The sequence below is a fragment of the Rhizobium sp. 10N427 genome, assembly GCF_056394605.1.
Genome location: NZ_JBFTID010000004.1, coordinates 283,339 through 304,206, shown reverse-complemented (window position 1 = coordinate 304,206; position 20,868 = coordinate 283,339). Strand labels below are relative to the sequence as shown.

Annotated in this window: 18 protein-coding genes; 10 read left to right on the top strand and 8 right to left on the bottom strand. The window is 61.1% G+C overall.

Annotated elements, in window-relative coordinates; translation table 11 throughout:
- Window positions 1-9: 9 nt before the first annotated feature.
- From AC1DIJ_RS11280 to AC1DIJ_RS11250, 7 genes are all read left to right on the top strand, one after another.
- Entirely contained in the window at window positions 10-1,515 is a 1,506-nt protein-coding gene (locus AC1DIJ_RS11280) for a type II and III secretion system protein family protein (protein WP_112385096.1), read from the top strand.
- Between the two features lie 23 nt (window positions 1,516-1,538).
- The gene (locus AC1DIJ_RS11275) at window positions 1,539-2,258 is read left to right on the top strand and encodes a CpaD family pilus assembly protein (RefSeq protein ID WP_112385097.1); all 720 of its coding nucleotides are present in this window, start codon (window positions 1,539-1,541) and stop codon (window positions 2,256-2,258) included.
- Between the two features lie 15 nt (window positions 2,259-2,273).
- On the top strand, window positions 2,274-3,554 hold the full coding sequence (locus AC1DIJ_RS11270; RefSeq protein WP_112385098.1) for a CpaE/TadZ family protein: 1,281 nt from the start codon (window positions 2,274-2,276) through the stop codon (window positions 3,552-3,554).
- Between the two features lie 30 nt (window positions 3,555-3,584).
- On the top strand, window positions 3,585-5,063 hold the full coding sequence (locus AC1DIJ_RS11265; RefSeq protein ID WP_112385099.1) for a TadA family conjugal transfer-associated ATPase: 1,479 nt from the start codon (window positions 3,585-3,587) through the stop codon (window positions 5,061-5,063).
- A complete protein-coding gene (locus AC1DIJ_RS11260) occupies window positions 5,063-6,070 on the top strand; it encodes a type II secretion system F family protein (RefSeq protein ID WP_112385100.1) in 1,008 nt (335 codons plus the stop codon). Before AC1DIJ_RS11265 ends, AC1DIJ_RS11260 begins: the two co-directional genes overlap by 1 nt.
- A gap of 14 nt (window positions 6,071-6,084) precedes the next feature.
- A complete protein-coding gene (locus tag AC1DIJ_RS11255) occupies window positions 6,085-7,071 on the top strand; it encodes a type II secretion system F family protein (RefSeq protein WP_112385101.1) in 987 nt (328 codons plus the stop codon).
- A 92-nt stretch (window positions 7,072-7,163) separates the two neighbouring features.
- The gene (locus tag AC1DIJ_RS11250; RefSeq protein WP_112385102.1) at window positions 7,164-7,796 is read left to right on the top strand and encodes a LysE family translocator; all 633 of its coding nucleotides are present in this window, start codon (window positions 7,164-7,166) and stop codon (window positions 7,794-7,796) included.
- 12 nt (window positions 7,797-7,808) lie between these two features.
- Here the strand turns inward: AC1DIJ_RS11250 and AC1DIJ_RS11245 are convergent, their stop codons facing one another.
- Entirely contained in the window at window positions 7,809-8,633 is an 825-nt protein-coding gene (locus tag AC1DIJ_RS11245; RefSeq protein WP_112444455.1) for a tetratricopeptide repeat protein, read from the bottom strand.
- A gap of 141 nt (window positions 8,634-8,774) precedes the next feature.
- On the opposite strand from AC1DIJ_RS11245, the gene AC1DIJ_RS11240 reads away from it, so the two are divergent.
- The 3 genes from AC1DIJ_RS11240 to AC1DIJ_RS11230 all read left to right on the top strand — a co-directional run bounded on the left by AC1DIJ_RS11240 (window position 8,775) and on the right by AC1DIJ_RS11230 (window position 11,492).
- On the top strand, window positions 8,775-10,163 hold the full coding sequence (locus tag AC1DIJ_RS11240; RefSeq protein ID WP_112385104.1) for a leucyl aminopeptidase family protein: 1,389 nt from the start codon (window positions 8,775-8,777) through the stop codon (window positions 10,161-10,163).
- 113 nt (window positions 10,164-10,276) lie between these two features.
- Window positions 10,277-10,627 (top strand): MarR family transcriptional regulator, encoded by a 351-nt coding sequence (locus AC1DIJ_RS11235; RefSeq protein WP_112385105.1) that lies wholly within the window; start codon window positions 10,277-10,279, stop codon window positions 10,625-10,627.
- Between the two features lie 10 nt (window positions 10,628-10,637).
- Window positions 10,638-11,492 (top strand): C40 family peptidase, encoded by an 855-nt coding sequence (locus AC1DIJ_RS11230; protein ID WP_112385106.1) that lies wholly within the window; start codon window positions 10,638-10,640, stop codon window positions 11,490-11,492.
- Here the strand turns inward: AC1DIJ_RS11230 and AC1DIJ_RS11225 are convergent.
- From AC1DIJ_RS11225 to AC1DIJ_RS11195, 7 genes are all read right to left on the bottom strand, one after another.
- Window positions 11,489-12,313, bottom strand: a complete 825-nt coding sequence (locus AC1DIJ_RS11225; RefSeq protein WP_477831407.1) for an ABC transporter permease — start codon at window positions 12,311-12,313, stop codon at window positions 11,489-11,491. The two genes, AC1DIJ_RS11230 and AC1DIJ_RS11225, sit on opposite strands and share 4 nt — an antisense overlap.
- Window positions 12,314-12,336: 23 nt before the next feature.
- Window positions 12,337-13,284, bottom strand: a complete 948-nt coding sequence (locus AC1DIJ_RS11220) for an ABC transporter permease (protein ID WP_112385108.1) — start codon at window positions 13,282-13,284, stop codon at window positions 12,337-12,339.
- Window positions 13,285-13,540: 256 nt separating this feature from the next.
- Window positions 13,541-15,055, bottom strand: coding sequence for an ABC transporter substrate-binding protein (locus tag AC1DIJ_RS11215; RefSeq protein WP_112385379.1), 1,515 nt, complete (start codon window positions 15,053-15,055; stop codon window positions 13,541-13,543).
- Window positions 15,056-15,159: 104 nt separating this feature from the next.
- The gene (locus AC1DIJ_RS11210; RefSeq protein WP_112385109.1) at window positions 15,160-16,065 is read right to left on the bottom strand and encodes a LysR family transcriptional regulator; all 906 of its coding nucleotides are present in this window, start codon (window positions 16,063-16,065) and stop codon (window positions 15,160-15,162) included.
- Between the two features lie 56 nt (window positions 16,066-16,121).
- On the bottom strand, window positions 16,122-17,159 hold the full coding sequence (locus AC1DIJ_RS11205) for a P1 family peptidase (protein ID WP_112385110.1): 1,038 nt from the start codon (window positions 17,157-17,159) through the stop codon (window positions 16,122-16,124).
- A 59-nt stretch (window positions 17,160-17,218) separates the two neighbouring features.
- Window positions 17,219-17,413, bottom strand: a complete 195-nt coding sequence (locus AC1DIJ_RS11200; RefSeq protein WP_112385111.1) for a hypothetical protein — start codon at window positions 17,411-17,413, stop codon at window positions 17,219-17,221.
- A 519-nt stretch (window positions 17,414-17,932) separates the two neighbouring features.
- The gene (locus tag AC1DIJ_RS11195; protein ID WP_112385112.1) at window positions 17,933-20,860 is read right to left on the bottom strand and encodes an aminotransferase; all 2,928 of its coding nucleotides are present in this window, start codon (window positions 20,858-20,860) and stop codon (window positions 17,933-17,935) included.
- Between the last annotated feature and the right edge of the window lie 8 nt (window positions 20,861-20,868).

The window sequence follows — 20,868 nt, the reverse complement described above, 5'->3', positions numbered from 1 at the left end:
GACGTTGAGATGACCAAGACAATGCGGCGCACCAGACTTCTGCTCACCGGTTTCCTGTCGCTGACCACAGCCGTTACGGGCCTGACGCCAGGTTTCATTGCACCAATTCTTGGCGCTTCAAGCGCATTTGCTGATTCCGATGGTATTGTCCGCATCTCGCAGACGGGGCCCGGAGCACATCGCCGTCTCAAGATCGGCCTCAACAAGGCGGTTGTCATCGACCTGCCTGAGGATGCGCACGATATCCTCGTCTCCGATCCGTCGATGGCCGACGCCGTCACGCGCACGTCGCGCCGTATCTATCTGTTCGGCAAGAAGGTCGGCCAGACCAATATCTTCATTTTCGGCGGCGACGGTCAGGAAGTCGTTAGCCTCGACATCGAGATTGAGCGCGACGTCTCCGGTCTCGAAGCCAATCTCAAGCGCTTCATTCAGGACTCGAATATCAATGTCGAGATCGTCTCGGACAACATTGTTCTGACGGGAACGGTCCGTACGCCACAGGACGCGACCCAGGCTGCCGATCTGGCGCAGGCCTTTCTGAAGGGCGGTGAAGCCACCACCCGTACGGAAACCGCCTCCAGCACCGCGCAGCAGGGCGACGTAGCGTTGTTCGCGGAAGCCCGGCAGCAGTCGCAAGTGGTCAACCTGCTGCAGATCCAGGGCGAGGATCAGGTCACACTGAAGGTGACGATTGCCGAAGTGCGCCGCGAGATCCTCAAGCAGATCGGGTTTGACAATCTCGTCTCGAATGCCTCCGGCCTAAATGTTGCTAGGCTGGGCTCGCCCGTCCCGGATGGAAACTCGGCCGTTCTGGGAGGCGGCCTCGCCGCGTTGTTCAAGTCGTCGATCGGCAAATACGATATATCGACCTATCTAAATGCCCTCGAACAGGCGAAGGTTGTGAGAACCCTCGCTGAACCAACATTGACGGCGATCTCGGGCCAGGCAGCGACTTTCAATTCCGGTGGTCAGGTCCTGTATTCCACGACCGACAACGACGGCAATGTTACCGTGGTTCCTTACAACTACGGTATCAATTTGGCGTTCAAGCCTGTCGTCCTGTCATCAGGACGTATCAGCTTGGAAATCAAGACGAATGTTTCCGAGCCTGCACCATCAGTAAGCGGATCGGTACCCACATACCAGCGCCGCTCTGCCGAAACCTCCGTTGAGCTGCCCTCGGGCGGATCGATCGCGCTTGCCGGCCTAATCCGCGATAATGTCTCACAGACGTCGAATGGCACGCCCGGGGTCAACAAGATCCCGCTTCTCGGCACCTTGTTCCGCCAGCGCAGCGTCCAGCGTGAGGAAACCGAGCTTGTCATTATCGCGACGCCCTATCTCGTGCGTCCGGTTGCTCGCAATCTGCTCAACCGTCCCGACGACAATTTCAGCCCGGAAAATGATGGCCAGGCCTTCTTCATGAACCGGGTGAATAAGGTCTACGGCGGCCGCGAGGCGCCCGTTGCCGACGCTCAGTTCCATGGCTCCATTGGGTTTATCTACAAATGAAAACGATGCGGCGGGACACAATCATGACGAAGCCCAATCAGGCGGTGGCCGATATGACGAAGATCAAAGGAAGCGCATCGAAGTTGCTGGCAGCGGCCGCTCTGCTCGCTGCGGCCGCGCTGACAAGCTGCGCCGCTCCGCGTGACAATCTGACCACCGGCGGCATCCCGGATGACTATCGCCAGCGTCATCCCATCGTCGTTACCGAAGCCGAACAGGCCGTCGACATTCCGGTCGCGACCACGGACCGCCGTCTGACGATTGCTCAGCGAGATCTGATCCGGGGCTTTGCGGCTACCTACACTTCGCGCGCATCCGGTCCTGTCTATCTGATGTCACCGCAGGGTTCCGCAAATGCGTTTGCCGTCAGCCAGGTTCGCGGGCAGGTACGTGCCGAACTCGCCTCGCGCGGTATCCCCACGTCGAAGATCGTCTATGCGTCCTATGCGGCCGCAGGCGGCGGCGATGCAGCCCCGATCCGTCTGACCTTCACCGGGACCACGGCCGTCACGACCCAATGCGGCCAGTGGCCAAAGGATATCGGAGGCGGCTTCGACAACCAGAATTACTACAATTTCGGTTGCGCCTATCAGAACAATCTGGCTGCCCAGGTCGCCAATCCGGAAGATTTCATCGCGCCCCGCGGCATGACACCGATCGACGCGGCACGGCGTAACGACGCTATCACCGAATATCGCACCTATCGCACGGCTATCGAGACGAACGGTAGCTCTGACTTCTAATGCGGAACTGATCCAATGAGCGCAGTCGACTACGAGATCAAGAACACGACCGAGCTTCGCAACGCGGAGGAAGCGGTCCGTATGGCGGAGCTCGAGAATATGCGACCACTTCCGCGTATCTCGGTTCACGCCTTCTGCGAAAGCGAAGGTCTCCAGGACGCGATGGAACGCTGCGGCAACGACCGCCGCATGTCGAAGGTCAGCCTGCGCATAACCAGTGGTGGCATCGCGGCCGCCGCGAACATGTTTCAGACCACGCCGACGCCGAATCTAATCATTCTTGAAACCAGAGCCAATGCTGCAAACCTCATGGCTGAGCTCGCGCCGCTGGCAAGCGTTTGCGATCCATCGACCAAGGTTGTCGTCGTCGGTCACTACAACGATATATCCCTTTATCGCGATCTGATCCGCAATGGGATCTCCGAATATATCGTCCAGCCGGTCGCAATGCCGGATTTGATGATGGCAATGGCGGCTATCTTTGTCGATCCGGACGCCGAGCCGCTTGGCAAGAGCATTGCATTCATCGGCGCTAAGGGTGGCGTTGGCGCCTCGACGATCGCCCATAACTGCGCCTTCGGCATCTCGAATCTGTTCTCGACGGAAACGATCCTCGCCGATCTCGATCTTCCCTATGGAACGGCCAACATCAATTTCGACCAAGATCCGACGCTGGGGATCGCCGAGGCGGTTTTCGCTCCTGAAAGGCTCGACGAAGTCTTCCTGGACCGGCTGTTGACGAAATGCTCCGAGCACCTGTCGATGCTTGCGGCGCCGTCTCTCCTCGACCGGGTCTACGACTTCGATGGTCAGGCATTTCAGCCTGTCCTCGATGTGCTGCAGCGCAATGCACCTATTACCGTGCTCGATGTTCCGCATACATGGTCCGAGTGGACGCGTTCCGTTCTCGGCTCGGCCGATGAGGTGGTGATTTGCGCCGCGCCAGATCTGGCTAACCTGCGTAACACCAAGAATATGCTCGATGCTCTGCGCAAGCTACGCCCCAATGACAAGGCGCCGCATCTCATTCTCAACCAGGTCGGGATGCCCAAGCGTCCGGAAATCACCCCGGGGGATTTCTGCGAGCCACTGGAAACGGACCCGATCGCAATCATTCCGTTCGATATCAACTTGTTTGGAAACGCTGCGAACAGTGGCCGGATGATCTCGGAAATGGACGCGAAATCACCCACGGCAGAAACCTTCTCGCAGGTTGCCCATATCGTCACCGGCCGTGTCGCCATGAAGAAGGCGAAGCGCTCTAGCCTTCTCGGGCTTTTGAAGCGCGGCAAGTGACAGACGTAAAAGTGTAGATTGGAATCTGGCATGTTCGGAAAACGCGGAAATGAGGGTTTCGGAAAGGCCGGCGGCGTTGCAGCTCCGCCGCCGCCGGTTGCCGCTGCTGTTTCGCCGTCGGCCTCTCCGAGCGTCATCGTCGAACCGAACCGCGAACCCGCACGCTCCCAGGTAACGCCGCCGCCGATGCAGACACCGCAGCGCCGCCGCCCGGCGCGCACGGACGAATATTACGACACCAAAGCGCAGGTCTTCTCCGCACTGATCGATACGATCGATCTGTCTCAGCTTGCCAAACTCGATGCCGAAAGTGCCCGCGAAGAAATTCGCGATATCGTCAACGACATCATCACGATCAAGAATTTCGCGATGTCGATCTCGGAGCAGGAAGAGCTGCTCGAGGACATCTGCAACGACGTCCTGGGTTACGGCCCGCTGGAGCCGTTGCTCGCACGCGACGACATTGCCGACATCATGGTCAATGGCGCCGGAAAGACCTTCATCGAAGTCGGCGGCAAGACCATCGAATCGGAAATCCGATTCCGCGATAATGGCCAATTGCTGTCGATCTGCCAGCGCATCGTCAGCCAGGTCGGCCGCCGCGTCGACGAATCGAGCCCGATCTGCGACGCACGTCTTCCCGATGGCTCGCGCGTCAACGTCATCGCGCCGCCGTTGGCAATCGATGGCCCGGCACTGACGATTCGTAAGTTCAAGAAAGACAAGCTGACGCTCGATCAGCTGGTCCGCTTCGGCGCAATCACGCCCGAGGGCGCAACTCTGCTGCAGATCATCGGCCGCGTCCGGTGCAATGTTGTCATTTCGGGCGGTACCGGCTCCGGCAAGACGACACTTCTCAATTGTTTGACGAACTATATCGACCGCGATGAGCGTGTCATCACCTGCGAAGACACGGCCGAATTGCAGCTTCAGCAGCCGCATGTCGTGCGTCTCGAAACCCGCCCGCCTAATATCGAAGGCGAAGGCGAGATCACCATGCGCGACCTGGTCAAGAACTGCCTGCGTATGCGCCCTGAACGCATCATCGTCGGCGAAGTGCGTGGACCTGAAGTGTTCGACCTTCTGCAGGCGATGAACACTGGCCATGACGGCTCGATGGGAACGATCCACTCGAACTCGCCGCGTGAATGCCTGAGCCGTATCGAATCGATGATTGCCATGGGCGGCTTCAGCCTGCCGGCAAAGACCGTCCGCGAAATCATCGCCGGATCGATCGATGTCATCGTTCAGGCGGCCCGCCTTCGCGATGGTTCGCGCCGCATCACGGCGATCACCGAGGTGATCGGTATGGAAGGCGATGTGATCATCACCCAGGACCTGATGCGCTACGAGATCGATGGCGAAGATGCTGCAGGCCGGTTGATTGGCCGTCACATGTCCACGGGCATCGGCAAGCCGAACTTCTGGGATCGCGCCCGCTATTACAACGAAGAGAAGCGCCTGGCCGCAGCCCTTGACGAAATGGAAACGAAGTCGAAGGGGGCGTGATGTTTGGTCTTGATCCCATCGTCCTTGGCATCATTCTCCTCGTGGCCATCGCTGCGGGGGCCGTTTGCTACAGCTTTCTCTTCACCAGCATGGAGACCGAGAAAAAGGCCGCGAGCCGCATCAGTCGCGTCGGTTCGGCCGAAACGGATCGGTCAAACGTCAAAGCGGCGCGCGATCGCGTTCAGGAAATGTCCAAACGCCGCAAGTCGGTGCAGGACAATCTGAAGGATCTCGAGAAGCGGCAGCAGGAAAACCACAAGCGCAAGCTCTCTCTGAAATCGCGTCTGACGCAGGCTGGATTTTCCATCACCCCGGCGAAATTCTACATGTTCAGCGCAGGCTTCGGCTTTTTCCTGATGTTGATCGCCTTCATTGCAGGCGCTCCCACGATGCTGACACTGGCCGCTCCTGTAGTTGCAGGTCTTGGCTTGCCGCGCTGGATTCTTGGTTTTCTTATCAAGCGCCGTCAGAATAAGTTTCTGGACGAGTTTCCGAATGCGCTGGACGTTATCGTCCGCTCGATCAAGTCGGGTCTGCCGCTGAACGATGCGATCCGGCTGATTGCCAACGAAGGCCGGGATCCGGTCAAGAGTGAATTTCGCCGCGTCGTCGAATCGCAGCAGATCGGTCTTAGCATTCCCGATGCCTGCTCGCGTATGACCAATTACATGCCGCTGCAGGAAGTTAGTTTTTTCGCAATCGTCATCGCCATCCAGTCACAAGCCGGCGGCAACCTATCGGAAGCGATCGGCAACCTCTCCAAGGTGTTGCGCGACCGCAAAAAGATGAAAGCCAAGGTCAAGGCTTTGTCTATGGAAGCCAAGGCGTCAGCCTGTATCATCGGTGCTCTTCCGTTTATCGTCGCGACGCTCGTTTACATGACGTCGCCTCAGTACATGCTCATCCTTTTCACTGACCCCAGAGGTCACTTGATCATGGGTCTGTCCGCAGTCTGGATGTCGATCGGCATCTATGTGATGCGCAACATGGTCAGTTTTGACATCTAACGGGAGCGCAAGCCATGTCTTCGGAACTTGCATCAGGGCTCACGGATCCGGCGACGCTGGTCGCCTTGTTCGTCGCGATCGCCGTATTTGCAACGCTTTACACGATCGCAGTGCCGTTTTTTGAGCGCGGTGATCTGAACAAGAGAATGCGGGCCGTATCGACCGAGCGTGACCAGATGCGCGCCCGTGAGCGCGCCCGCATGAATTCTGAAACGGCAGCAAACAAGGCATCACTAAGAGCCCAGAACAACCACTCAGTTCGCCAGATCGTCGAACGCTTCAATTTGCGAAAAGCTTTGGTCGATGAAAATACGATGAACAAGCTGAAGGCCGCTGGCTATCGTTCTGAGAACGCGCTCAACATGTTCCTCGTTGCGCGATTTCTGTTGCCGTTTCTCTTCCTCGGGGTTGCCGTATTTTACATTTTCGGCCTTGGCTACATGATCGAAAAACCATTTCCGATCAGACTGCTGACGGTTATCGGAATCTCCTACATTGGTTTCTACGCACCAAATATCTTTATCTCCAACCGCATGGGCAAGCGTCAGCACTCGATCAAGCGCGCCTGGCCGGATGCACTCGATCTGATGCTGATCTGCGTTGAATCGGGGATCTCGATCGAAGCTGCGATGCGCCGCGTCTCGGAAGAACTGGGAGAACAATCGCCAGCGCTCGCCGAGGAAATGGTCCTGACGAATGCCGAGCTGTCCTTCCTGCCCGATCGCCGTCAGGCGCTCGAAAACCTCGGCACTCGAACGCAGATCGACATCGTCCGTTCGGTCACGGCAGCCCTGATCCAGGCCGACCGTTACGGCACGCCGATCTCGCAGGCGCTTCGTGTTCTTGCCCAGGAAGGCCGCGACGAGCGTATGAACGAGGCCGAAAAGAAGGCAGCCGCTCTGCCGCCGAAGCTGACGGTGCCGATGATCCTGTTCTTTCTGCCGGTTCTGGTCGCCGTCATCCTTGGACCAGCCGGCATCCAGGTCGCCGATCGCTTCTGAGGCGCTTGAAGAGCGCGGCCAACCCGTCTAGCCATGGAGCCTGATCGACCGGAAGAGCCGCTATCGCGCTCTTCGGTCACCAAGGAGCTCTCATGTCATCTGCTGCCATTCTCGCCAGTATTTTCGCGGCCATGCTTATCGGGGCAATGAGCCCCGGTCCGAGTTTTGTCGTCGTTTCCCGGATCGCCATTTCCCGATCGCGCTTCGACGGCCTCTGCGCCGCCCTGGGCATGGGCATCGGCGGCGTCATCTTCAGCGCGCTTGCGCTCGCCGGATTGACCGCGTTGCTGACACAGTTCTCGTGGCTTTATCTCGTACTGAAGATCGCAGGCGGCGCCTATCTCGTCTATATCGCCTACCGCATCTGGCAGGGTGCCGCGGAACCGCTTGAGGTGACAGGCGTTGCCGAGGGCCGCTCGTCACTCCGGCGCAGCTTCTCGACGGCACTTTTGACGCAGCTCAGCAACCCGAAGACCATTGTCGTCTACGCCAGCATTTTCGCAGCTTTTCTGCCGAAGTCCGTTCCGCTCGCCGTCGCCGTCGGCTTGCCGATCGGAATTTTCGCCATCGAGACGGGTTGGTACACCGTGGTCGCGCTGGCCTTTTCGGCCCGCAGACCGCGTCAGGCCTATCTGGCGGCAAAGGCATGGATCGACCGTGCCGCCGGCTTCGTGATGGGTGGCCTCGGCCTGCGCCTGATTTATGCGGGCGTGATGTTGAGATAGAGAATCGCCGGATCAGTTGGTGTTGTTCGCCGCCTGGCTATCCTTGGAAGCCAGCTTCTGCCAGGAATTCTGCTGCGAGAGCATCGAGCGCAGATAGGCGACATTGGCGTCGGCTTGCTGAGGGGAGAGTTCGCGCCTAGCAATCTGCTCGGCTTCCGCGAAGCGTCCTTGCAGGCCGACGACGAGCGCCAGGTTCTGGCGGACGCGGCTATCGGCGGTGGGCTGGCCTGCCGCCTGCCGCATGTAGGTTTCCGCCGTGCGAAGATCGCCCGTCAGTACATAGGACATGCCGAGATTGGAAAGAACCGAGGGTTCATTCGGCATGATATCCAGCGCGTCGCGATAGCGCGCCCGTGCTTCGCTGGCCTTGCCCATCTGGTCGAGGATTGCGCCTTGGGCTGAAACCAGCTTCCAGTCGGGCCGGTCGGGCGTCTGCGCGCGGCTGATGGTGTCGAGCGCCTGCTGAAGCTGTCCGGCCGCCGCCTGCGCCTTGCCGTAGGCGGCCAGAACGTTGCGGTCGCTCGGATTGGAAATCGCCACCTGCTGCATGACGGCCAGCGCCTGCGCGTCACGTCCGGCCGAGCGCAGCAAGCTCGCATAATAGACGCCATTGGTTGGATCGCGCGGGTTTTTCTCGTATATCTGTCCGGCACGCTCGGTGGCAGACCGCATTTCGTTGAGGTCCATCGTCTCGACCGGCTTCGCAGAAGCGGGGATCGATCCGGTGGTCATCTTGTCTTTGGTTGTTGCGCAGCCGGCGAGCGTCAGGCCGACCAGCGCCACAACGGCACCCTGCAGGAGACGGGTCTTGAGCGAAGTGGTGGCCAAACGAGGCATCGCGCTTTCCTGAATTCAGAAACAGGCGCCTGACCTCTAATCGGAACAGGGAAAGGTGTGACGCAATCTTCGCTCCAGCAATAGTCTGTTAACCCTAACAGACCGTTAAGAAACGATTCCGGATACCGCCGAAGGACTCCAATGGCCCCCTATCAATTTATCGAGAGACCGACGCCTTTCAACAACAAGGGCGGCTCGACACTCCCGATTTTCGCAGTGACGCCTGCCCATATCGAAACCGGCACCATCGATCCGATCGCTCTCGATTGGGCAAAGAAGGCCGGCTATCGTGCCGAAAGCGGCTCTCTGCTGTTGATCCCGACGGCCGAAGGCCATCTCGGCGGCGCGCTCTTCGGTCTCGGCACGAATCCTTCCGAACAGCCATACATCACCGGCAAGCTGGCGCGCTCGCTGCCGGCTGGCGACTGGCATATCGAAACCGCGCCGCTGACGGCCAATCGCCTGGCGCTTGGCTTCGGCCTCGGCAGCTACCGCTTCGATCGTTACCGCTCCGAAAAGCCGGCCGCCGCGACACTGATGATCCCGCGTGATGCCGATGCCGCCGATATCAAGCGTCAGCTTGCCGGCGTGTTCCTCGCCCGCGACCTGATCAACACGCCGACCAACGACATGGGACCGGAGCAGCTTGAGGCAGCTTTCCGCGGCCTTGCCGAGCACTACAAGGCGGAAATGTCCGTCATCATCGGCGATGACCTGCTGAAGGAGAATTTTCCGCTGGTTCATACCGTCGGCCGCGCCAGCGCCGATGCGCCGCGCCTTCTGGAGCTGCGCTGGGGCAAGAAGGGCCATCGCAAGGTCACGCTGGTTGGCAAGGGCGTCTGCTTCGATACCGGCGGCCTCGACATCAAGCCATCTTCCTCCATGCTGCTGATGAAGAAGGACATGGGCGGCGCTGCAAACGTCATGGGTCTGGCGCTGATGATCATGGACGCCAAGCTGAAGGTCGATCTGCGCGTCATCATTCCTGTTGTCGAAAACTCGATCTCCGCCAACGCCTTCCGCCCTGGCGATATCTACAAGAGCCGCAAGGGCCTGACCGTCCAGATCGACAATACCGATGCGGAAGGCCGCCTGATCCTCGCCGATGCGCTGACCTATGCCGACGAAGAGTCCCCGGATTTGCTGATCGACATGGCGACGCTGACCGGTGCTGCCCGTGTCGCCCTCGGTCCCGATCTGCCGCCTTTCTTTACGGATGATGCGAGCCTGGCACATGACCTGACTGAGGCGAGCCTGGAGACGGACGACCCGCTCTGGCGCCTGCCGCTCTATATGGGCTACGACAAGGATATCCGTTCGAAGCTCGCCGACATCACCAACGCGCCGGCAGGCGGGATGGCAGGTGCCATCACCGCGGCTCTCTTCCTGAAACGTTTCGTCAGCAAGACGAAGAGCTGGGCCCATTTCGACATCTATGGCTGGGCGCCATCGGAACGGGCGCATTCCCCGGGCGGCGGCGAGGCGCAGGCGATCCGCGCGCTTTATCACCATATCCGCCAGAGCTTCTGAGGCGATCGTTAAAATTTTATTCACCTTGAGAGGCGGCAGATTCTGCCGCCTCTTGCGTATGTGTCCTCGCTGCGGACAATAGGAACGTTAGCGTAACGATCTCCGGAGGGCCTGTGCCGATCGAACTGACTGCCTCGCAGGCATTGGGGCTTTGGCATGGCGTCGCCCTCGATCAGGTGCGCCATGATAATCGCGACCTGACGCTTCGGCAGATGGCCATCCTTCTGCACATCTACCTCGTGCCGCCACCACACACCGTTCGCGGTCTTGCTGCCACGCTTGAGGTGACCAAGCCGGTCATCACCCGCGCCCTGGATACGATGGGTGAAATGGGGCTGGTCGACAGGGTGCGCGACGACGCGGATCGGCGTAATGTCATCATCAAGCGCACCGTCGGCGGTGCGCTCTATCTTGAAAAGCTGGGCGATCTCGTGCGCGAGCAGGGCCGCAAGCTTTCGCCTTGAAGGGACTGTCATGACCATGCTCGACCGGCGTCTCAATGCCCACAGGCCGGATCTCGCCGATGCCTCGCTTGAGGGCAAGGTCGAGGCCGCGCGCTTCGTCTCAGGCTCTCCGGCACGTGTCGCCGTTCCGGTCGCGCCGCTTCGCCCGGTTGCCGATCTCGCGCGCGGTATCGATACCGAACTGCTGATGGGCGAAGACGTGACGATCTTCGAGCGCTCCGGCGGCTGGTGCTGGCTGAAGGCGGCGTCCGATGGCTATGTCGGCTACATGCCGGAAGAGATGCTGACAACGGCGGCTTCCGAGCCCACGCATGTGGTCAACGTCCAGCGGACCTTCGTCTATCAGGAGCCTGAGCTTCGCAAACCCTACCGGTCGGTCCTGTCCATGGGCAGCCGCGTGCACATTACCGGCGAGGCGGAAGCCAGGGGAAATCACTATCACCTGCTTGCCGATGGCACGGCTATCTTCTCGAAGCATCTGCAGCCGATCGGCTCGGGCAAGGATATCGACTATGTCGAGATCGCCCTGCAGTTCCTGAACACGCCTTATCTCTGGGGCGGGCGCTCCGGCCTCGGGATCGATTGTTCCGGCCTCGTCCAGCTGTCGCTGCTGATGACCGGCCGCGCCGCGCCGCGCGATACCGACATGCAGGCAGCAGGCCTCGGCACACCGATCGACCGCTCCGAGCTTCGCCGCGGCGATCTGGTGTTCTGGAAGGGGCATGTGGCTGTCATGGAGGATGCGGAAACCATCATCCATGCCAATGGTCACACCATGACCGTCGCCCGAGAAAATTTCGAGGAAGCAGTCGAGCGCATCGGCTGGCTCTATGAGCAGCCAAACGGCTATCGCCGCCCGTTCTAACGCTGCCGCGGGTCCAGCCAGTCCCTGAGACCATCGCCGAGCAGGTTGAAGCCAAGAACGGCAAGCGCAATCGCCAGGCCGGGCAGGATTGCGAGCCACGGTGCCGCCCCCATGAAGGTCTGCGAATCCGCCAGCATGCGCCCCCAGGTCGGCGCAGGCGGCGCCATGCCGAGGCCAAGAAAGCTGAGGCCCGCCTCTGTCAGGATCGCCAATCCCAGCTGAATGGTCGCCTGCACGATGATCTGGCTCATGATGTTGGGCGCCACATGCCGCAATGAGATCGTCAGGCGGCTGTTGCCGATCGCCTGTGCCGCCAGCACATAATCGCGGCTCCAGGCCTGCAGCGCGGTCGCCAGCGTCATGCGCGCGAAGACCGGGATCATGAAGACGGCAATCGCAATGATCGCCGTGAAGCGCCCGGTTCCGAGAAACGCGCCGAGGATCATCGCCGATAGGATCGGGGGCAGCGCGAAAATCACGTCGCAAGCCCGCATCAGCAGGGCTTCGAAAATGCCCCTGATCGCTGCGGCCGAAATGCCGATGATCGAGCCGATCGCGCCGCCGATCGCAACGGAAGTGAGGGCGATCGATAAAGAATTCCAGCACCCGGCCATCAGCATCGACAGCACGTCGCGCCCGAACTGGTCCGTGCCGAGCAAACCATAGGCGAGCGGCGGCTGAAGCTTGTGGACGATCTGCATCTTCGCCGGCGGCAGCGGCGTCCAGAACAGCGAGATGACAGCGACGGCCAGCAGTGCGCCAACAATCAGCGCGCCTGTAGACAATGTAATTTGCCGGCTAATTTTTCTGACCGGCAACATGGTGCCCGCAGAGATGTTTGCCATCACGCCGCCCTCCGCAGCCGCGGGTCGATCGCCAGATAGGACATGTCGACGACGAAATTCATGACGATCACTAGCGCCGCAAAGAACAGCACGACGTCCTGCATGACGATGATGTCGCGCTGCGCCAGCGCCTGCAGCGCCAGGCGTCCGAGACCGGGAAGATTGAAGACGTTTTCGACCAGCACTGCCCCCGCGACCAGAAAGGTAAACTGCAGCCCGAGGATTGTCATGACGGGCAACAGCGCATTCGGCACCGCATGCCGCCACAGCACGGCAGCAGACGAAAGCCCCTTGGCCGTTGCCGTGCGCGAAAAATCCTGGTGCAGCACGTCGAGCACCGCCGATCGTGTCACCCGTGTCAGCACGCCGGCCTGCGGCAAGGCGAGTGCCACGGCGGGCATCACGAGCGCCTGCAGTGCTGGCCAGATGCCATTTCCCCATCCCGGGAAACCACCAGCCGGCATCAGCCCAAGCGACGTCGAAAACAGAATGATCATCAGCAGGGCGACCCAGAAAGCGGGAACGGCGATGCTGATCTGCGAAAACAGGGTTGCGACGACGTCGGCGATCCCGCCGCGCCGGACCGCAGCAAAACTGCCGAGCGGCAGTGCGATCATCACCGAGAGAGCGATCGCGAAGATTGCCAGCGGCAGGGTGACAGCCAGCCGTTCGGCAATCAGCCCGGCAACGGGAACGCCATAGGTATAGGATTGGCCGAGATCGCCGCTGAGAACGCCGGCCGCCCAATACCCGTAGCGGAGGATCAGAGGCTGATCGAGCCCGAGTTCATGGCGCAAGGCTGCAAGTGTGTCAGGCGCTGCCGATGTGCCCAGCATGATCGAGGCGGGATCGCCGGGCAACAGGTCCATGACCGCAAAGATCAGGAAGGAGACGATGGCCAGCGTGAGCACCAGACCGGCGATGCGGCGGGCAAGCAGATGCATCATGCGACGGCCACGCTGGCAAGGGCTGCGCGTGCTCTCCACGCTCCCCCATCATTGTGCTCGTTACAGCGGTCCAGCCACCGCGCGTCGGCGCGGTGAATGAATCGAAACATAGAAAGAAGCTCTCCTGCGCCCCATGATCGGGGGGCGCCGAATCCTTGTGACAGGCATAGGAATGACGGCGAATGAAGCTCGTGCACTGACGCCACGCTATCGCAATCCCCGTTGATCATCCGGCATCCAGCCGAGGAACCTCCGATTATTCCGTCCACGAAACATTCGTCAGAACGTTGGACGGAATAGGCTCGTTCTCCCAAAGGCCCGTCAGCTTCTTGTTCCAAACGCCAAGCTTGGGCATCACGAAGAGATAAAGCGCCGGCACGTCCTCTGCCAGGATTTTCTGGGCCTCGCCGTAGATCCGGTTCTGCTCGGCCGGGTCCGCCGTTTGCTGCACCTTTGTCATCAGGGCGTTGAAGCCAGGGTTCTTGTAATTGAAGTAGTAGGGATCGCGCGAATAGATGTCGATATCCATCGGTTCGGCGTGAGCGACGATGGTCATGTCGAAGGCGCGGTCCTTCATGACATCCTGCACCCATTTTGCCGGAAATTCCGTCGGCTCGATGTTCGTCGTCACGCCGATTTCGGCGAACATCGCCTGCATCACCTGCGCGCTGCGCGGCGCATAGGCCATCTGCGGCACCTTGATGGTGAAGCTGAATCCTTCGGGATAGCCGGCTTCGGCAAGCAGCGCCTTGGCCTTTTCCGGGTTGTAGGCCAGCACGCCCGTCGTGTCCTGATAGCCGGGATCATTCGGCGTGTAGTGACTGCCGATCGCGGTGCCCAGACCGGACCACGCGCCTTCGATCACCGTCTGCCGGTCGATCGCCATCATCAGCGCCTGGCGGACCCGCTTGTCGTCAAAGGGCTTCCTGGCGTTGTTCATGCCGGCGATGACCTTGAGTTCGGTGTTGCCGATTTTCGTCGTCAGCCGCGGGTCGCCATCGAATGAGCTCATCAGCTCCGGCGCGGCGAATTCCGGGATCGCATCGATGTCGCCTGCCTTGAGGGCTGCGGCCTGCGCCTGCGGATCGGCGATGAAGCGGAAGGTCACCGTGTCGAGCTTCACCGAAACCTGCTTGTTCCAGTAGGTCTCGTTCTTCGCCAGCTCGACCTTGTCGCCTTTCGCCCAATTGACGAACTTGAATGGCCCAGTGCCCACAGGCACGGTCTTGTCGTTACCGGCCGATTTCGGGGCGACCATCACCGATGCCGGCCAGCCGAGCCAGTAGAGCAGGCTTCCAGTGGGTGCAGACAGATGCAGGACCAGCGTTTCGGCATCCGGCGTATCGATCGACGCGATCGAGGCGAAGAAGCGCTTCTGCGGATTGACCGAGTCCTTGCCACGTGCACGATCGAGCGCGAATTTCGCCGCAGCCGCGTCGAAGATTTCGCCATCGTGGAAGCTAACGCCGCTCTGCAGCTTGAATGTGTATGTCAGGCCATCTGCAGACACGTTCCAGCTCCTGGCGAGCTGCGGCTGCACCTTGCCGCTCTCGTCGATCGAGACGAGGCCTTCGAAGACGTTCTGCCACGTCACCTGGCCGATTGCCACAGGCGCCGCGATGGTGGGGTCGAGCCCGGTCGGTTCCACGCCCATGCCGAGATTGAGCGTCGTCTTCGCCGCAGCATCGGCTGAGACAATGGCGCCCGGACCGGCAGCGTAGAGAACGGCAAGAATGGGAAGAAGGCGGACGGAGGGGGCAAGGCGGATCATCGATATCTCGTCGGTTTCGGCGAACACAAATTGTGTTCTCTGTGTATCGAAAAGCGATACACACTAAAACCGGGGGCAATGCAAGAGGTTCGCCCACCACGGCATCAGCACGTCTTTAGCTGGCTGCGCATGAAATCCTCGATAAAGCCGCTAAGTTTCGCTGCGGCAAAGGAAAGCTGCCTGTCCGGCGCGATCGAGAGTTCGGCATGAGTGCGGATCGCGCTTTCGGTGGCTAGCTTTATGGCAGTCAGCGCCCCGGCCTCGATCTCGCGCCGCACGGAAAGCTGCGGCAGCAGCGTCACCGCCATGTCGCTCAGCACCAGTTCCTTCAGCATCTCAAGCGCGCTGACGGTGAATGCCGGCTCGATGGCCAGGCCCTGCCGCCCGGCAGCGGCATCGAAGCTCTGCCGGAAGCCGAAGGATTTTTCAGGAAGCGCCAGCGTATGGCGGGCAAGCTCGCGCAGCGTCACCTCCTTGAGGCCGGCAAGCGCATGCCGGCTGGAGGCGATGACGTCATAGGCGATTTCCGAGCGGGCGATGACTTTGGCTTCTGTCGTCGCGGGCGCAAAGAGCGTCAATGCCATGTCGGCCTGAGCGGAATTGACCGCCTCGATCGCCTGGCGCGCGCTAGTGATGATCACCTCGAAGCGGATATTCGGATAGCTTTGCCCGAATTCGGCCAGCGCCGGGGTCAGCAGGCTGGCGACGATGGCGCCGTTTGCAAAGACCGTTACCCGGCCACGCTCCAACCCTTTCAGGTCCTCGATCAGCTGCTGGACGTGCTCGAGCTCCCGCAGCGTCCGCCCGGCGCGGGTGGCCAGCAATTCGCCGGCGGCCGTCAGCGTCACCCCGCGGGCGCTGCGTTCGACGAGCGGCGTGCCGAAGAATTCCTCAAGGTTTTCGATCTGGCGGCTGACGGCTGTCGGTGCAACGTTCAGGTTCTCCGCCGCCTGGCGCATCGAGCTGGTTCTGACCAGTTCGTCGAAATACATCAGCGCCCGGATCTGCATGCGTCTCTCCCGCCTTCTGCTCTGCGCTTCTCTTTAGGCAATCGCGCCGAACGAGGCTAGAGGTCGCGCCAGGCGCGCTGCGCTCCTTCGTGCGGCAGCGCCGTTGCTTCGTGGACGCCGCGGGCAATCGCCCTGGCCATGACGATACCGGCAAGATGGCAAAGCTCCATGAAGGTCCCGGGCGTTTCGATCGGCTTGGCGCCTGTCGCTGCGGCAAAGACGGTATCGCCGTCGAGCGGCAGATGGGCGGGGAGCAGGGCCCGCGCCAGTCCGTCATGCGCGGCGATCGACAGGCGATGCGCCTCCGCCTTGGTCAGCATGGCATCGGTGACGATGGCGCCGATGGTCGTCGCCGGCGCATTCATGCCCTTGAGACGCATGCGGTGGTCGACAGACGGAGGCATTCCGAGACCGCCGAACTCGCCACCCTGCTCGAAGGTCGTGGCCCAGAAATGCTTGCCGCTGCCGATCGTTGCCGAGCCAAGCGCATTGACGGCGACGATGGCGGCGATCACGTGCCCGCCGCTGCCGAGCGCGCTGGCCGAACCGAGCCCGCCCTTGAACGTCGCGGTTGTTGCGCCGGTTCCGGCGCCGACTGTGCCAAGATCGAAAACGCCCTTGGCGGCATTGCGGCAGGCTTCGTAGCCCATGTCGCGGTAGGGCGCGTGCAGCCCCCAATCCTTGTCGCCGCCATTCAGGAGGTCGAAGAGGATCGCCTGCGGCACGATCGGCACGCGGATGTCGCCGACGGCAAAACCGCGCCCGGCTTGGCGCAGCCACGATTGAACGCCGCCCGCGGCATCCAGGCCGAAGGCCGAACCGCCCGACAGCGCGAAGGCATCGACCTTTTCGACCGTCATCGAGGGATCGAGCAGTGCCGTGTCCCGTCCGCCGGGCGCGCCGCCGAGCACACTGCCCGACGCCACGGCCGGTTCGTCGAAAAGGATGGCGGTCACGCCCGAGCCAAGCGTCAGGTCGGTGGCATGGCCGATGGAAATTCCGGCAATATCGGTGATGAGATTGAGCAAGATCGGTCCCCGGTGAGTGCGGCGATTAGGAGCGCAACAACAGGCAAAAAACAAGACCGGCCCCATGTGATGGGGCCGGTCAGAATTCTTCCGAAGAAACGAATTGGGGAAGCCCGTGCCCGCAATCAGGCATGCAGCGGCTTTGGATGACGGCGGGTCATCAGGTCGTGAATCGCGAGCTTCACCTCGTCGGGCGAGCGGAAACGCTGCTCGTCGAGGTCGTGCACGTGAAACTTCACGGCGATGAACTTCAGCCGGTCTTCATCCGGAATGACGATCCCGACGGGAACGCCTGCATATTCTATGACTTGCTTTTTCATGCGTAGAACTCCTGCCGCGCGGACTGCGCGAGCGACGGCGAATTGACTTGTCTTGTACCGTTGAAAGGGGGACGAACGTCACGTTCGACAGTTCGGGCGGGAGAGGGCGCCCGGACGGTCATTGCCGAGCACAGGGCGCCCAAGGAGATAGGCGAGAATATCGATTTCAATCATGTCTCGTTCCTTGCGTTAGCGTTGCACTCGTGATGGTCCCGTAGAGCCAGGACCGGCGATGACTGACTTCCAATAATCTACTTACCTAGTAGAGAATAGCGGATCGTCAGTCAGAAACATATTCCGAAACGTGTCAAAATGTCGGCGATCGGAACAATTTCATTCCATCATATCCGAATTGGCAGAAAGAACTTATCAAGACTTTGTGCAATTCACGTGACGGTCGAACAGCTCCTTCGATCACCGCAGCAGACATAGAAGCCTGTCTGATTCCGGCAATGGTGCAATTCATTAAAAAGCGGTATGCCGCGAAATGACCGAATTCGTTAATGCTGGGCGGGCTCATTACCAGCCTTCGGAAAGCACCTTTTCCAGCATGTCTGCAAAGAAATCGGCGCTCTCGATCGTCAGGCACAGCGGCGGTTTGATCTTCAACACGTTCAGGTGATCGCCGGTCGGCTGCATGAGAACACCGAGTTCCAGCAGGCGTTCGCAGATCGCCGCGGTCTCTCCTGTTGCCGGTTCCAGCGTATCCCTGTCGCGAACGAATTCGAGGCCGAGATAGAGGCCCATGCCATGGACGGCACCGGCGATCGGAAACCGTTCGATCAAGTTCACAAGCCGCGCCTTCAGATGGTCGCCGACCTCGCGGGCGTTCTCCTGCAGGTTCTCCTCGCGCATGATGTCGAGCACCGTCATGCCGGCGACGCAGCTGACGGGGCTGCCGCCGGACGAAGAGAAGAAATATCCCTCGCGCTCCAGCGAATCGGCGATTGCCTGCGTGGTGATCACGGCGCCGAGCGGGTGGCCGTTGCCCATGCTCTTGGCGATAGTGATGATATCGGGAACTACGCCCTGCTGTTCGAAGCCCCAGAAGTGGTGGCCAAGCCTGCCATAACCGACCTGTACCTCGTCGGCGATGCACACGCCGCCGCGGGCGCGAACTTCCGCGTAGAGACCGGCGAGATAGCCCTCGGGCAGCGGAATGCCGCCGGCATTGCCATAGACAGGCTCGGCGATGATGCCCGCCAGCCCCTGGCCGCTGTTGTCGATCGCCTGCAGCACCGGAATGGCGGCGGCCAGATAATCGCGCGCTGATTCCGGCCCGCGGAATTCGCCGCGATAGGTATTCGGCGCTGCGAGCGGATGAACCCAGGCAGGCCGTGTCGACAGCGCCTGCGGATTGTCGGCCACCGACGTGGAAACCGCATCGCTCGCCACCGACCAGCCATGATAGCCTTCAAGGAGGCAAAGCGTGTTGCGCGCGCCGCTATGCGCCCAGGCAAGCCTCAGAGCCAGATCGTTGGCTTCCGAACCGCTGTTGACGAGGAAGACACTGTCCAACCCTTCGGGCGCGAGTGCCGCGAGACGCTCGGAGAAATCGGCAAGCGCCTCGTAGTGAAAGCGCGAATTGGTATTGAGCTTCAGCCACTGGTCGGCGATCGCGTCGGCGAGTTGCGTGTGGCCATGACCGAGAATCGTCACGTTGTTGACCATGTCGAGATAGGCGCGTCCCTCGACATCGAACATATGCTCCTTCCAGCCGCGCTCCATCTGCGGCGGCTGGTCGTAATAATTCTTCTGCGGTTTGGCGAAATGCGCCTGCCGCTTGGAAAGCAAACTCTCCGTATCGGGCTTCGGCGCATTGCAGCCATCGCCGAGTAGCAGCGAAGGCGAGGGGCAAAGGGCTGCCCAGGCGCCAGCATCGCCTGCCGTGGCAAAGAGCGGCGGCTCCAGGCCGGCAACGGTGCAAAGCTGGATGCGCAGGCCGCCGAGCGATGCGCTGTCACCCGAAACCGTGCCGATCGGCTGCCCGGCCTCGACCTCTGCGCCATCCTCCACTGTCGGCTCGATGCCGTCGAGATGCAGGCTGACGCCCGTGCCTGCGAGCACCAGGTGATGGTTTTTCAGATCGATCCGCCCCGCAAAGGGAGCCGCGACCGGGTTGCCGCCGGAAAGGCAGATATCGCTATGCAGCGCGAAGGTCGAATGTGGCCTGGCGCTCAGCGTGCTGGCGCGCGACAGCCGGTATTCGCCGTATCGCGTTGCCGCAGCGCCGCTGTCATTGGCGACGCGGGCAAGCAGCCGCCAGTCCATCTCCGCATTCAGCCAGTTGCCACCGGCGAAATGGCGGCTTTGCACGCCGAGGTCGAGATAGGTGATGTCGGCCGTGTTGATATCGGGCAGAAGCGGCAGCCAGGATGAATTGTCCGGGAGCGCAGGCTCGATTCCGCCAACCTTCAGGATCGCGGCCTCCATCAGCTCGAACGGCACCGACATCGCCGTGTCGAAGATGATGCGTTCATGCTCCAGATTGCCGCGGGCATAGTCATTACCAGGGTCGATCGAAATCTGCTGCTCGCCGCTGGCAACCAGGATGACGGCGCGCGCCACGATCAGCGGCCAGAGCGCCTTCAGTTCCTCCGCCGTCAGCGGGTAGATCTCGTGATAGGCCTTGACGGCCGGCAAGATGTAGAGCGGATCGCCATCGGCGTGATGCAGCAGCGAAGCGCATGTCACGGCCAGATCGCCAACCAGCCAGCCGCGAATGATGTCGCCGAAATCAATCACCCCGTCGGGGATCAGCCGGCCATGGGCATCGGGAAGGCTGACGACATTGTCGTCGGTCACGTCATGATGGACGGCCTGAACGCGAAGCGCCGAGGCCAGCGGCTGGATGCGGCGGACGGCAAGCACCATCGTCTTGGCAATCCGGTCTCGGGCCGCGCTGTCGGTGATCGCCGACAGAAGCTGGACGGCGACAGGTCCGGCCCGGCGCAGATCCCATTGAAGACTGCGCTCAAGACCCGGATGATCGAAATCAGCGAGCGCTTGGGCCAAACGGGCGCAGAGGGCGCCGAGAGCCGTCACCGAATTCTTCGGCAGATACTTGCGATGGGTGAGGCTTTCGCCTTCCAGATATTCGAGCACGCGAACCTGATAGGTCTGCTCGCGAACGGCCACCGCAATGATTTCCTGCCCGTCGGTCGATGTCAGCAGCCGCGGCACGCGCGGTGCGCCTTCGATCGTGGTCAGGTGGTGGATGGCAGCATTCTGCGCCTCGAGCTCCAAAGTCTCGTAGGCCATGTGGCAGATCTTCAGGACGAAGCGGCCGTTGCCGGTGTCGAGCCGGTAGTTCCGGTCCTGCTGGCTGCCGAGCTCGATGATCGTACCCGACAGTCCGTAGCGGGTTTCGAGGATGCTTAAGGCTTCATCCGGCGTCACGTCCGGTCGCGGCAGCTCCATACGATCGGTGAGCGCTTCGTCGGTCATCGCATCCC